The sequence below is a fragment of the Hymenobacter sp. B81 genome (genome assembly GCF_044628455.1).
In the GTDB taxonomy this organism is placed as follows: domain Bacteria; phylum Bacteroidota; class Bacteroidia; order Cytophagales; family Hymenobacteraceae; genus Solirubrum.
Map to the genome: position 1 here is coordinate 42,420 of NZ_JBIYZW010000001.1, position 13,714 is coordinate 56,133.

10 protein-coding genes are annotated in these 13,714 nt (G+C 66.3%); 2 read left to right on the forward strand and 8 right to left on the reverse strand.

Annotation, left to right across the window (positions count from 1 at the left end; all coding sequences use genetic code 11):
* Positions 1 to 154: 154 nt before the first annotated feature.
* From trpS to ACE191_RS00190, 6 genes are all read right to left on the reverse strand, one after another.
* On the reverse strand, positions 155 to 1,132 hold the full coding sequence (trpS, locus tag ACE191_RS00165) for a tryptophan--tRNA ligase (protein WP_400190149.1): 978 nt from the start codon (positions 1,130 to 1,132) through the stop codon (positions 155 to 157).
* 97 nt (positions 1,133 to 1,229) lie between these two features.
* A complete protein-coding gene (locus ACE191_RS00170) occupies positions 1,230 to 1,994 on the reverse strand; it encodes a queuosine precursor transporter (protein ID WP_400190150.1) in 765 nt (254 codons plus the stop codon).
* Positions 1,995 to 2,048: 54 nt separating this feature from the next.
* Positions 2,049 to 2,960: a ribonuclease Z gene (locus ACE191_RS00175; protein ID WP_400190151.1), complete on the reverse strand. Its 912-nt coding sequence runs from the start codon at positions 2,958 to 2,960 to the stop codon at positions 2,049 to 2,051.
* 132 nt (positions 2,961 to 3,092) lie between these two features.
* Positions 3,093 to 3,467: an STAS domain-containing protein gene (locus ACE191_RS00180; protein ID WP_078012567.1), complete on the reverse strand. Its 375-nt coding sequence runs from the start codon at positions 3,465 to 3,467 to the stop codon at positions 3,093 to 3,095.
* A 102-nt stretch (positions 3,468 to 3,569) separates the two neighbouring features.
* Complete coding sequence (locus tag ACE191_RS00185) at positions 3,570 to 4,388, reverse strand: DUF4198 domain-containing protein (RefSeq protein ID WP_400190152.1); 819 nt, start codon at positions 4,386 to 4,388, stop codon at positions 3,570 to 3,572.
* Positions 4,389 to 4,553: 165 nt separating this feature from the next.
* Positions 4,554 to 6,401: a glycosyltransferase gene (locus ACE191_RS00190; protein ID WP_400190153.1), complete on the reverse strand. Its 1,848-nt coding sequence runs from the start codon at positions 6,399 to 6,401 to the stop codon at positions 4,554 to 4,556.
* Between the two features lie 148 nt (positions 6,402 to 6,549).
* On the opposite strand from ACE191_RS00190, the gene ACE191_RS00195 reads away from it, so the two are divergent.
* A complete protein-coding gene (locus ACE191_RS00195; protein ID WP_400190154.1) occupies positions 6,550 to 7,710 on the forward strand; it encodes a hypothetical protein in 1,161 nt (386 codons plus the stop codon).
* A gap of 18 nt (positions 7,711 to 7,728) precedes the next feature.
* On the opposite strand, the gene ACE191_RS00200 is transcribed toward ACE191_RS00195, so the two are convergent.
* A complete protein-coding gene (locus ACE191_RS00200) occupies positions 7,729 to 9,573 on the reverse strand; it encodes an alpha-amylase family glycosyl hydrolase (protein ID WP_400190155.1) in 1,845 nt (614 codons plus the stop codon).
* Between the two features lie 107 nt (positions 9,574 to 9,680).
* Positions 9,681 to 13,169, reverse strand: coding sequence for a hypothetical protein (locus tag ACE191_RS00205; protein WP_400190156.1), 3,489 nt, complete (start codon positions 13,167 to 13,169; stop codon positions 9,681 to 9,683).
* Positions 13,170 to 13,306: 137 nt separating this feature from the next.
* On the opposite strand from ACE191_RS00205, the gene ACE191_RS00210 reads away from it, so the two are divergent.
* Entirely contained in the window at positions 13,307 to 13,702 is a 396-nt protein-coding gene (locus ACE191_RS00210; protein WP_400190157.1) for a DUF6960 family protein, read from the forward strand.
* Positions 13,703 to 13,714 lie beyond the last annotated feature (12 nt).

Sequence of the window (13,714 nt, forward strand, 5' to 3'; positions counted from 1 at the left end):
CCAGAACCGAAAACCGCCAAAACAAAACAGCACCGCCCGGAACTCGGCAGTTTCGGGCGGTGCTGTTTTTAGATAGTAGGTATTGGGTCGGCGGTGCTACTGGAGGAAGGGTTGCTTCGCTCGCAATGTCAGCCAACCGCACCGTCTGCGGGTGCTACCGCGGCAGGTAGCCCACTTTTTCGCGCACCTTGTTGAGCACGGTGGCGCCGTAGTCCTGGGCTTTGCGGGCGCCTTCGGCCAGCTTCTTGTCTACCTCGGGCAGGTTCTGCATGTAGTAGTTGAACTGCTCCCGCTCCCGGGCAAAGCGCGTGCGGATGAGCTCGAACAGGGCCTGCTTGGCGTGGCCGTAGCCGTAGCCGCCGCGCAGGTAGTTCTGGCGCATTTCCGCGGTCTGCTCGGGCGTGGCCAGCAGGGAAAACAGCTTGAAGGTGGTGTCGGTGTCGGGGTTTTTGGGCGCCTCCAGCGGGGTGCTGTCCGACACGATGCCGCGGATGTTCTTGAGCAGGGCCTTGTCGTCGAGGAAGATGTCGATGATGTTGCCGTAGGACTTGCTCATCTTCTGCCCGTCGAGGCCGGGAATGGTTTGAATCTGCTCGTCGACGCGGGCCTGGGGCAGCACGAAGGTTTCGCCGTAGCGGTTGTTGAACGCGGAGGCAATGTCGCGGGCAATTTCCAGGTGCTGAACCTGGTCCTTGCCCACGGGCACGAAGTCGGCGTCGTAGAGCAGGATATCGGCCGCCATCAGCACCGGGTAGGTAAACAGGCCCGCATTCACGTCCGACAGCCGGTCCGACTTATCCTTGAACGAGTGGGCGTTGGCCAGCATCGGGTAGGGCGTGAAGCACGACAGGTACCAGGTCAGCTCGGTTACCTGCGGCACGTCGGACTGGCGGTAGAACAGGTTCTTGTCGGTGTCGAAGCCGCAGGCCAGCCAGGCGGCGGCCACCGAGTAGGTGTTGTGGCGCAGCAACTCGGCGTCGCGCACCTGGGTGAGGGAGTGCAGGTCGGCAATGAAGAGCAGGGACTCATTGGCTGGATTTTTCGACAGCTCGATGGCGGGCAGAATGGCGCCGAGCAGGTTGCCCAGGTGCGGGCGGCCAGTGCTCTGAATGCCGGTCAGGATGCGGGACATGGGTTGGTTGTTGGTTATTCGTTTTTGGTTTTTGGCCTCCGGGGTAATCGTTGCGAAACAGCCAAAAACGAAAAACCAAAAACCAAAAACCAGTACTTCAGACGCTCACATTCGCCTCGGCTTCCTGCTGCAGCTCCACGGTTTCCTCCTTGCCGAGGTAACGGTCGATGAGGGCGTGGGCCAGGTAGAGCACCGGCGTGAGCAGAATGGCGGCCGCGAATTTATACCAGTAGTTGGTGTTGGCCACGCTCAGCACCTGCTCGAAGCTCCAGGTACCGAACAGGTAGAAGGCCACGAACAAGACCACGAACGAGTCGATCAGCTGCGAAACGAGCGTGGAGCCGGTGGCGCGCAGCCAGATCAGGCGGCTGCCGGTGACGCGGCGCAGGGCCTGAAACACCGTGGCGTCGAGTACCTGCCCAATCAGAAAGGCCGTGAGTGAGCCGATGATGATGCCCAAACCCTGGCGGAAAATGCTGTCGTAGGCAAACTCCACGTCGAAGGGCCGGCCCTGGGCGTCGGTTTTGTTGACGTCGAGCCAGAACGCGGCCGGCGGCAGCTCGGTGGTGGCCAGAATGATGATGAAGGCGTAGACGATGAGCGCGGCCGTGAGCAAACTCACGCGCACCACGCCGGCCCGGCCGAAGTACTCGTTGAGGATGTCGGTGGTGACGAACACCACCGGCCAGATGAGCACGCCCGCGGTGAGGTTGCCGGGCAGCCCCAGCAGCGCGTCGACCGAGAAAATCTTGACGCCGATGAGTTCGGCCAGCAGCGCATTGACGATGAAGATGGCGCTGAGCACCAGGTAAAGCTGCTGCTTTTTGTGGGCGAAGCGGGAGTTGGCGGGCAAAGTTTCCATGCGGGCAGGAGGCCACCCAATGCGGGCGGGGCGTGAAGGTACCAGTCGGCGCCGTTACAGCTCTACGCGCAGTCCTTCCAAGGCCAGGCGGGTGTCGGCAAACTCGCGCTGGGCTTCGTCGAGCAGGGGCTGCAGGTCGCGGTAGCGGGACGAGAAGTGCCCGATGAGCAGCTGGCGCACGGCGGCGCGCTGGGCCAGCTGGCCGGCCTGCCGAGCGGTGGAGTGGCCGGTTTGCACGGCGCGCTCCAGCATCTCGTGCAGGAAGGTGCACTCGTGGTAAAGCAAATCCACGCCGCGCACCAGCTCGGCTAGGCTTTCGGTGTAAACCGTGTCGGAGCAGTAAGCGTAGCTGCGCGGGGCGGGCGGGGCCTCGGTCACCTCGAGCTGGCGCAGCCACACGTGGCCGGCTTCATCGCGCAGGTCTTCGCCGCGGGTGAGGGCCTGCAGCTGCTCGGGCGTGAGGCCGGCGGGCAGCAGTTCCTTGAGCAGGCGCCGCCGCCGGGGCTTTTCGCGGAACAGGTAGCCACAGCACGGAATACGGTGGCGCATGGGCAGGGTGTACACCTGCACCTGGTGGTCGTCGTGAATCAGCCGGTGCTGGGTGGTGTCGACGCAGGTAAACACCAGATCGAACGAGAGCGGCGTGCCCGAGCAGCGCAGCTGGGTGGTGAGCACCTCGTCGAGGCCGGCGGGGCCAAACAGGTGCAGCGGCTCGGTGCGGCCCTGCAGGTGCATGGTGCCCAGCAGCCCGAACAACCCGAAGAAATGGTCGCCGTGCAGGTGCGAGATGAAAATGCAGCTCAGGCGCAGAAACCGGATGCGCTGCTCAATCAGGCGCTCCTGGGTGCCCTCGCCGCAGTCGACGAGGTAAAGCTGCCGGCCCACGCTAAGCGCCTGCGCCGTGTGGTGGCGCCCCAGCATGGGCGTGGCCGAAGCGCTGCCGAGTATGGTTAGCTCGAAATCCAAAACAGTGGTTGGTTGCCAGGTGCAAGTTGTCAGCCGCGGCGGGGCTTGCGGGGCCGCAAAACGAAGAAGGTTGTCCGCTGTCAGCTTCGCGCACTGACAACGAACAACCTTTCAACTGACAACCAGATCAGACTATTCCTTGCTGGTCAGGTCGCGCTCGATGGCGTGCAGGAAGATGCGGTCGATGCCTTCTTCCACCGTGGGCAGGATGTGCAGTACCGACTCGAGCTTGGAGATGGTGATGAGCTTCATCACGTGATCCTGCAGGCCGGTGAGGACCAGCAAACCACCCGTGGAGTTGCACAGGCGGTTGGCAATCAGAATGGAGCTTAGGCCCGACGAATCGGTGTACTTCACGTTCTGCAGGTCCAGAATCAGGTTGTTGATGCCTTCGGCATTGAGCTTCACGAACTCCGATTTCAGGTCGGGCGCGACAGTGGTGTCGAGCTTCTTCTCGTCAATCGTGATGATCGTGTAGTTTTCTTTCTTATCGATGGAGTACTTCATGCCAAGCAGGTTCGGTCGGTATGGGCGAGATGCGAAGGTAAAGAAAAAAAAGATGTTTAAAATCTAAGCCCGGCGGGCAAAAAAGTTCGGCGCCGGCTTCCTTCAGCGGCCGGTAAAGGCGAAGGTGAGCGAGGCCCAGGTGCTTTGCCAGTCGGCGGTAGCGGGCGCGGGATGAGCGCGCATGCGCACCGCGGCGACCAGCACCGTGGCGGGCTGCTGCAAGCGTAACAGCGCGCGGCCGTTTGGGTTTGTGCGCAGCTGAAACGTTTGCACGGGGCTGCCGTCGAGCGGGCGAATAAAGGCGCGCAGGGCCTGGTAGGCGGCGGGCTGCCCGTCGGCCCACACCCGCAGGGTGAGCGAGGCGCCGGGGCGCAGGAGGTAGGGATTTTGCTCGGCCACGATTTCGAGCGGGTGGCCCAGGCGCTGGCGGAAAGTGGTGTCGGAGGGCGCGGCGGGGCCAGCCAGCAGCAGGGTTTTGGCGCAGCGGCGGTAGGCCTCGCGGGCGGGCCGGTCGGTTTGGTTGCGGCGCCGGCGCAGGTACAGAATGTCGCCCAGGTTTTCGGCCTGCAGGTAGGCCGTGAACTCGGAGCCGCTGAAGCTGAGCAGGGCCTCGTTGGTGCGCAACGCCAGCAGGTGGGTGCCGGGCTGGGCCAGCACCACCGTGGTGCGCAGCGAGTCGGCGGCGCGGGCCGGGGCGGTCAGGTCGAGGCGGGAGCTGCCGGGCGCCAGGTGCAGCAGCTCTTCGAGGCGCTGGCTCTGGCCACTCCAGCGCTGGCCGCGAAAGTTCTGGCCCACCCAGCGGCCCAGGTGCACGGGGCTGCCCGGCGCCAGCACGAAGCGGGTGGGCTCGAGCCAGAACTCGTTGGCCGCCGCGCCCAGGGCCAGCAGCAAAGCAAGAAAGAAAAGCAGGAGTCGAGCCACAAAGCAAATACGCAAATCCGGCTAACCTTTTCAGTGGGGCCCAGTCAGTCATCGACCGCGTGCTGCTGCCCCAGCCCTGAGTGCGGCCTGCCCGAGCCCCAAACCCAAACGCCCGAACAGTGAGTCGGGCGTTTGGGTTTGGGGGCTCGATGATGGCTGCCCGGCCTACTGCTGCTCCAGGGCCATAGCGTAGGCCCTATCGTAGTGCTGGCGCAGCTGGCTCCAGTCGAACTGGCCGGAGGAGCTTTCGACGTGGTTGCGCTGGGCAATACGCTCGCGGCGGCTCTGGATGACGAACTGCCAGAGCATGTTGGTCAGCTCCTCGGCCGACTCGTCGAAGCTGCGGTCCTGGCGGCGCACCACGAAAATGCCTTTCTGCTCGTGGTCGGGCACGTTCTGCTGCACGTAGTCGCCGAAGCCGGAGAGGTCGGAGGTAACGGCGGGCACGCCGCGGGCCACGCACTCGAGCGGGGTGTAGCCCCAGGGCTCGTAGTAGCTGGGAAACACGCCCAGGTGGCAGCCGCGCACAAACTGGCCGTAATCGAGACCGAACAAAGGCGAGGTACTGGCCACGAAATCGGGGTGATACACGATCTTGACGCGGTCGTGGCGGTTGTTGACCAGGTTGGCGCGGCGCACGAAGCCCAGAATTTCGTCGGAGGCGTCGTCGACCAGGTTGTGGGTGATGACCGGCGGCAGGCGCGAAGTTTTCCAGCTTTGCAGGGTGCGGCGGTAGCGCAGCTTCCAGTAGTCGTCGACCAGCTCGGTGAGGTTGGGCAGCTGGAAGTCGGTGCTGCTGGCGGCCTGGTAAAACAGCCGCTCGCCCAGCTGCTGCTCGATGGCGCGGCAGGTATCCTGCACCTCGTCGAGCATGGCGCGGCTCTGCAGCACCTCGGGGTTGATGCTGTGAAAGGGGCGCTTGGTGATGAAGAACATCACTACCTGGCCTTCCATGCCGCTTTGCTGAATGCGGTAGTTGAGCCGGGCCAGCGCTTCGAGGGTGAGGTCGAAGCCCTTGTTGTGGTACTCGTAGCGGCCCGAGGTGAACAGGTACAGGGTTTTGTCGAGGTCGAAGGAGTAGGACTGGAAGAAGTGCGCCATCACGAACTCGTGAATGCGCGCCTTGTACTGCTGGTGCAGGTTCTGAAACTCGTGCAGGGCCACGAACCGCTCGATGTTGAGGCCGTTGGGCAGCACCGCGTCGGGAATGCGGTCGAGCAGGTACATGCACTCGCGCACGGTCAGCTCCGAGACGGTGGTGAACACGTGGGCGCCGTGGGCGGCGGCCCGCTCCAGACGCACGGCGGTTTCGATGTTGAAGTGCCGCGCCTCCTGCTCCCAGTTCACGTGCAGCAGGTGCTCGTAGAAGCTGGGGTCGTTCATGGCCAGGTAGCGGCCCAGCAGGGTGGCGTGGGTGGTAAACACCAGCCGGGCCGGGCTCTGGGCGCGGCGCAGGGCCGGAATGGCCCCGCCGGTCATCCACTCGTGGAAGTGGGCCAGCACCTGCAGGGGGTGTTCCAGGGCCGCGGTTTCGGCCGCCAGCGCCTGCACGAAGGCCTGGGCCAGGTAACTGAAGGCAATGACCTGGTGCAGTAAATCGTCGTGGTCGGGCGAGGGAATGTGGTGCTGCTCCCAGAGCTCAGTTTTGAGCTGGCCCAGGCGGGGGTAGACCTGAAAGGGCGAGAGCAGCACCACGCGGGGCTTGCCGGTGACCAGCCACTGGCCGTAGTGCACCTCGTAGCCCTGCTCGCGCAGGCGGCGCACGGTGCGGGCCACCGGGTCGCGGCCGGCGGCAACCTGCGTTTCGGTGAAGGGCTCGAACTCGGCCTGGGCGGCCTGGGCGAAGTAGGGGCCCAGCAGGCAGTACCGCTCGCCCCAGCCGGCAACGGTGGCGGGTACCTTGGAGCGGATGACGGTGTAGATGCCGCCGACCTGGTTGCAAACCTCCCAGGCGACTTCGACCAGCAGGGCATCGGGGGCAACGGTTTCGGGCGGTGACGGGGGCAGCTGCATAGGCAAACGATTGTGGCGCGGCGGTAAGATAAGCGCAGAACCGGCGCGGCGGGCGGCGGCGCGCCTTTTTCGACGGACCGGCGGCCGCCACAACGGCCCGGGCCCCGGCGGCGTTTCAGGAAACTCAATTCGAAAATCAACCTGCGGAATGATGCGTGATTATCCGGTAGTGCAGCAGGTGCTGGGCGGTTTGTTGTTCGTGCTGGTGCTGGTGGACGTGTGGCTGACGGTGCTTTACGCGCGCATCGGCACCAGCATCATCAGCTACCGGGTGGCAGTGGCTACCTGGCACGCGTTCCGCTGGGGGGCGCGGCCGTTTGGGCGGCACCGCAGCACGGTGCTCACGTTCTGCGGGCCTTTCGTGCTGGTGCTGCTGGTGTTTTTCTGGTCGATGGCGCTGGCCGGCGGCGCGGCGCTGATGCTGCAGCCGGCCCTGGGCTCGGCCGTGCGGGCCGGCACCGGCGCCACGCCCACCGATTTCGTGACGGCCCTGTTCGTGGGCGGCAGCAGCCTGTCAGTGCTCAGCGCCAGCGGCTTCGAGCCGCACACCAGCGCCTACAAGCTGTTTTTCCTGCTGAACTCCATTGTGGGCACGGCCGTGACCTCGCTCACGCTCATGTACCTGATGCAGGTCTACAACGCCCTGCAGCGGCGCAATACCCTGGGGTTGAAGCTGCACCTGCTGGCCGCCGAAAACGGCGACGCGGCCGAGCTGCTGGCTGGGCTGGGTCCGCAGGGCCAGTTCAGCAGCGGCTACACGGTGCTGGCCGAAATGGCGGCCGAAATGACCCACGTCAAGGAGTCGTTTCACTTCTACCCGGTGCTGTTTTACTTCCGCTTCCGCAAGCCCCACTACTCCGTCTCGCGCATCACGCTCATGTGCTTCGACACGGTGTCGCTGCTCAAAACCACCCTCAGCGACGAGCAGCACGGCTGGCTGAAAGAGTCGGCGCCGGTGGCGCAGCTGTGGCGGGCGGCCATGCTGCTGGTGATGACGCTGACCGAGACCTACCTGCCCCGCCACACGCCCGACCCCAACTACGCGCCCGACGCTGCCACGGCCGCGCGGTGGCGGGCCCGCTACCGCGCGGCGCGGCAGCGGCTGCAGGAGGCCGGCATCGACACCCTCCACGACGAGCAGACCGGCGCCGACGCCTACGTGCGGCTGCGCACCCTGTGGTTTCCCTACATCGAAGCGCTGGCGCCCACCATGGCCTTCCGGCCCGACGAAATCGACCCAGTGGGGCAGGACCCCGCCAGCGCCGGGCTGCGGCCGGCATTTGCCAGCCGCCTGCGCACGGGCGGCTGACTCCGGCGGCCGTCGGGCTTAGGCTGGGTCCTGGGAAACGATGAGCACCGAGTAGGGACCCAGGCCGAAGCTGGCGTGGAAGGGCTGGTCGTCGTACACGCCCTCGGCGGCCGTGGTGGCCAGGCTCGCGAAGTTGCCGAAGTCCTGGTCATAGCCCTGCCAGTCGGAGTTGAAGCGCACGTGCCAGCTGCCGCCGCTGGGCAAGCCCAGGGTGTAGGCCGGGTGCGTGCGGTCGGCAAAGTTGCAGACGACGAGCGTGGTGTCACCGGGGCCGCCGTCGTGGCGGCGCAAAAAGGCCAGCACCTTGTCGTGGTCGTTGACGTGAAACACGTCGGTGTGCTGGCCGAGCAGGCCGCGGGTATGGCCGTGCTGGTTGCGGCGCAGGGCTATCAGGTCGCGGTAGAGCTGCACCAGACCGGGGTGCTGGGCGGCCCGTTCCCAGCGCAGCGGCTGGTCGTCGGACCAGTGGCCGTCTTCGAGAAATTCCTGGCCCTGAAACAGCATGGGAATGCCCGGGGCGGTAAACACCAGCGCCGCGCCCAGGGTGGCGCGCTTTTTCGGAAACCAGTGGGCCGCGTCGCCGGGCATGATTTCCTCGGGCACGCGGGCCTTGCCATTGGCCACCTCGTCGTGCGACTCGGTGTAGATGACCCGCTGAAACGCGTCGCCGTTGTAGGTCTGCTGCACGGCGGCGGCCACGGCCGGCATCGAGCGGTCGGCGTCGTGGGGGGCGGTGAGGGCCGCGCGCACGGGGTTGACGAAGGCCGCGTCCCACTGCGAGGCGAAGCCCTGGCCCTGGTCCTCGGGGGCGCGGGTGATGTACTCGTTGCCCAGCAGGTCCTCGGCGATGGTGATTTTCCAGGGCATGCGCTGGCGGATTTCCTCGTTGATCCAGCGCATCAGGCTCCAGCCCTCGGGCAGGTCGCGGGCAGGGTCGGTCGAGCCGTCGACGTTGCGCACGTGGGCAATGGCATCGGCGCGCAGCCCGTCGACACGAAACTCCTCGAGCCACATCAGGGCGTTGTCGCGGATGTAGCGGCGCACCTCGTCGCGGCCGTAGTCGGGGCGGTTGTGGCCCCAGGGCGTCTCGGCGCGCCAGTCGTTGTAGAAGTAGATGCCGCCACCCTCGTTTTCGTGCCAGCCGTCGAACTGCCACAAATCCAGGTCGCCGGGGCCAAAGTGGTTGTACACCACGTCGAGCACCACGGCCAGGCCCTGCGCGTGGGCGGCCTGTACCAGCTGCTTGAAGGCGGTGGGGCCGCCGTAATCGGTTTCGAGAGCGAAGGGATGGGCCGGGTTGTAGCCCCAGGAGCGGGCGCCGGGAAACTCGGTGGCCGGCATCACCTCGATGCAGTTGATGCCCAGCTCCCGCAGGTAGGGCAGCTTGTCGATGACGTCGAGAAAGGTGCCGGGCCGCTCGGGGTCGGGAGCGTGGAAAGTACCCACGTGCAGCTCGTAAATCACCAGCTCGTTCCAGGGCGGCATCTGAAAGGCGTCGTCCCCCCAGTCGAAGGCCGGGTCGTAGACGACCGAGTTGCCGTTGGAGTGGGTGACCTGCCGGGCGTAGGGGTCGTGGCGCAGCAGCTCCTGGCCGGCCGCGGTGCGCAGCCAGAACTTGTACTCGGTGCCGGCCGGCAGTGCGGGCACCGCGCCGGCCCAGTAGCCCTGGCCTTCGGCCTGCAGCGGGTGGGCCTGCGGATTCCAGTCGTTGAAGGGGCCGACTACGGCCGCCGCGGCGGCGTGGGGGGCCCACACGCGAAACGTGACGCTAGTGGGGTGCCAGATGGCGCCCATGCCAGAAGCCAGGGCGGCCACGGGCGCCGCCGCCTGGGGGCGCGGCGCGGAAGGAGAAGTTGGGGGCATGAATCAGGAAAGAGGGGGCGGAACCACTAGCGGCTAACTGTCGAGCTGCGGATTTGGTTGTGCCGGGTCCGTTCCGCCTCATCTGCCAATGAGTTCAGCGCGGGCTTCTACGGGTAGTCGTCGGGCCAGGAGGCGGGGCCATTGTTGACCGGGGAGTTTTCCTGGTGCAGGCGGCCATTGGGCCCCACGCGCAGCGAGGGCGCCGTGGGCGTAGCCGCGGGCAGGGCGAAAAGCCGGTCGGGCGTGAACTGGTCGTCGAGCGTGGGCAGCAGCTGGTGAGCAATGTGGAAACCCAGGGCGCGGTAGCTTTCGAGCTGGGACTCGGTGAAAAACTGGTCGCCGGTGGACTGGTGCGGGAAATCCGGATTTTCGGCAGCGTAGTGCAGCACGTCGATGGGCTCGTCGCCGGTAAGGCTGGCTTTCAGGTACAGCAGCTGCCCGTAGTCCTCGGCCGGCCAGTCGGGATAGTGAATGCGGCCCCGCACGGCGTGGGCAGCCGAAAAGTCTTGGCTGTCGAGGTCGCGCACGGGCCGGGTGTCGAGGGTGATTTCGACGCCGAAATCGACGCGGCAGCGGCGGATGGCGTTGGCCAGGCCCTCGCAGCGCATTTGCTCGTCTTCCTCGGCGTCGCTGAGGATGATGTAGCGGCAGCGGCGGCGCACCAGCTCGTAGAGGCCTAGGTTGTCGAAGTGGCCGCCGTCGGAGAGGTTCACGAAGTCGCGGTCGGCGGTGGCGCGGCCCAGCAGGTCGTAGAAGAGGTAGAACAGGCCCGAGCGCGGGTCGGCGCGGCGGTAGTCGTGGCGGCTGCGGGGGTTGCCCATCCACCAGCCCAGGCGCACGTTGAACACGGTGAGCAGAAAAGCCGTGACCGGCGAGGAGTGGTAGCCCATGTTGGGGTTGGCGGCCGCCCCGGAAATCGTCATGGCCGTGCCCAGGGCGGGGCCGTCGGGGTAGGCGTAGTGGGGCGTGGGCCGAAAGCCAAACTCGGCGGCGCGCTCGGGGTCGGGCGCGGGCCGCAGGCGGGCAAAGTCAAAGCCGCAGTAGCGGGGCGTGAACACGAAGGACTCGGCCTTGCGGTCCTGGTTGGCCAGGTCCTGCCCGCGGGTGATGTTGAGCGCCGCCCCGATGATGGGCAGCGGCCCGTCGTAGCCCGGCGGCTCGACGGCCCCGCCGGTCGACGGCGCCGCAGCCGGGTCGGGGAAGGGCACCAGCCGGCTGAGCTTGAGGTCGTCGTCGGGGTCGAAGCCGGTGAAGGCGCTGGCCTGCCGCTCGCTGGCCCGGCGCGAGGCGCCCAGGTAGGCCCGCGTGAGGCGGTTGCGGTAGAAGTGGTGCATGGAAAACTCATTCACCCCCAGGCAATACGCCAGCAGCAAGGCCAGCAGCGCCGCCCCCACCGTGAGCAGCCCCGCCGACTGCCAGGAAAAGTCCGCCCCCGATTGCGTGAGCCAGGCTTCCAGCACCGGCAGCAGGGCCCCCACGCCCCAGCTCAGCAGCAGCAGCAACCCCAGGGCAAAGGCGTAGGGCGCGAACCGGGCCACCAGGTCGCGCCAGCCGCTACGGGGCTTGGCGGGCTGATCGGGCTGCGCAGGAGTGACAGTGCTTTGGGCCCACTGCACGCCCTTGGCCACGAGCAGCATCCAGCCGGCCAGGGAAGCTGGCAGCGCGTAGCCGCCGATACCGGTGGGGGGCAGCGCCTCCCGGATGATTGGAGGGGCCAGCAACGACAGTCCGGAAAACACCAGCCAGGCCAGCAGCAGCAGTTGCACCAGCGCCCCCAGCCGGCCCCACCACTCACGCCGGTCGTCGGGAATGTGGCGGCCCAGCAAACCCATGCGCAGCGTTACCGTCAGGGCCAGGGCTTCTACCATCAGGGGCATGCCCAGTACGAATGTCAGCGGCGGCCAGTGAAGTCCTTTCGAATCCTGACCGGACTGCCAGTTGGCTATGTTGGTCAGCAACCCGGCCGCGCCCCACAGCAGCAGGGTGCCCGCGGCGGCGCTAATCACCGTGGCCAGCACCAGTCGCGTGCGCCAGGCCCAAAGCTGCTGGTGCCAGGCCCGGGGCGTAGGGGGCAGGTAGCTGCGGTGGTAGCGGCCGAAATAGGCCACCGCGCCTAGGCCCGCGAGCAGCACCCCAAACACCAGCCGCGCCGCGAGGCCGGTAAGCGGCAGCTGCGGGTGGGCCACCGCGTAGGCGCTGGCCAGGTAGCCGATCAGCAGCAGTTCGAAGGCCAGCAGGCCAATGGTCAGGGAGCTGACTTCCGGCGGACGCAACCGCTCCTGGCGGCGGTAGAAAAAAGCAACCACCTTGGCCAGACTCACGCAGCCAGCCACCACCGTGACCAGCAGCAGCCCACCCCAGAGGCGGTAGTCGCGGGGACTTTGCCAGGCGTGCTGCCAGCCCAGCAGCAGCAGATAGGACAGGCCCAGCAAAGCGCCGAGGGCCAGGGCCAGCACCAACTGGTTGAGCAGGGTATTGCGCAGCCAGGTCAGGCCCACGGTCCACAGATCCACCGACAGGGCGCTGGCTTCGGGAGCCAGGTAGTTGCTGTAGCTGCGCAGCCAGCGCAGCGGGCGTTGCTCTTCACTCCGCGGATTGGAAGTGCGGCGCGGGTGCAGAAAATGCTGCACCTGCGTTACCGAACCCAGGCGGCGAATCCAGGCTACCAGCCACGAGCCCACGTAGCCGCCCCCGGAGATGGTACTCAGGTAATCGAGGCGGGGCAGTCCACCCGCTACCGCCAGGGCCTGAATGACGCCCAGGTTGAAGGAGGCACTACGAATGCCGCCGCCCGACAGGCCCAGCCCAAACAGCCCCAGCTGGCGGGCCTGGTCCCAGGGGCTGAGCCGGGGGTTGAGCAAAACGGGTTCGGGGGGCGCTGCCGAGCCCAGGGTGGTAGCTAGCTTTTGCTTGCGGTGTAGCTGCCGGCGGCGCTCCAGCACGTCTTCCAGCTCCTGCGCATACACGTAGGCAAACGGGACGGCACACCGCCAGTGAGCCAGGTATGCCCGCAGGTTGTCGGGCTCGGCCAGCAGCTCGGCCGAGTTGCGGGGCGGGGGTGGAGGCGGGGCATCGGGCGCCGGCGGCCCCGCCCAGACGTCGCGGAACAGCTGCCGGAGCAGGCGCGGAGTGAAGTCAAGGGCCCAGGCTAGCCGGCGGGCGAGGCGCGGGTCGTCGTAAATATGACGGCGCAGCTGCTGGCGCCACACCTGGGGCAGTACCTCGGGCTGCTTAAGCAAGTCGGCCAGGGCCGGCCCACCACTGACCGGGGGCTTGGTGAGCGTACGCAGCACCACCAGCAGGTAGCGACCCTGCCGGCAGAAGCTGGCCCAGTTACAATCCTGGGGCAAGGCCTGCGGCACCCGGCGGGGGCGGTCGGGCCAGAGCACGAGGTAGGGGTAGCGCCCGCGCGTGAGCTCGGTGCCGCGCTGGCACAGAGCCGGGGCGGGTACGTGAGCCGGCAACTGCTGCCAGCTGCGAAACCCGTATAAAGTGGGTTCAGCGGAATCGGTTTCGAGCCGCCATTCTGCTACGACGCCACTCAGGATTTCCAGATAGGCCGACGCCCGGGCCGCAATTTCCGCAGTCGTGTCCATGTTTTATGCTTATAACGATTTAAATAAATTCTATTACAATATAACGATAATTGACACTAGTAGGGCTTAGGGAGGATTGCCAGGAATCTGCGCGTTGCTGAATGCCGTTCTTGCGGTAGCAATTCCTTTCCCGCTTTATGTCTCGTTTACCGCTTGAGTACGGCCTGTATGGCTGGACGCCCGACTACGGCTACGCCTACGTGCACCCCGCGAACCGCCGCTCTTTTGAGTGGCTGGAACCGCTGGGCAAGGTGTTCGAGAAAATCGGCGAGGACGACGAATGGCTGACTTTGCGCTACGACGAACAGCAGTTTCTGGTCCGCCGCGACCTGTTTCACCCCTTGCGGCGCCCACCGTTCGGCTTCGGCGACGCGGTGGAGGCCGTACACCTGCAACCCGGCCAGCCGCGGGTGCGCGGTGTCGTGTCCGATATCTTCTGGGACGAGCGCGCCGACCGGGCCCGCTATCAGGTGGTGGTCCGCAAAAAAAAGCTCCCGCAGGTGTACGAAGCCGACGAGCTACGACCTAGCTAGGGCGAAACCGAG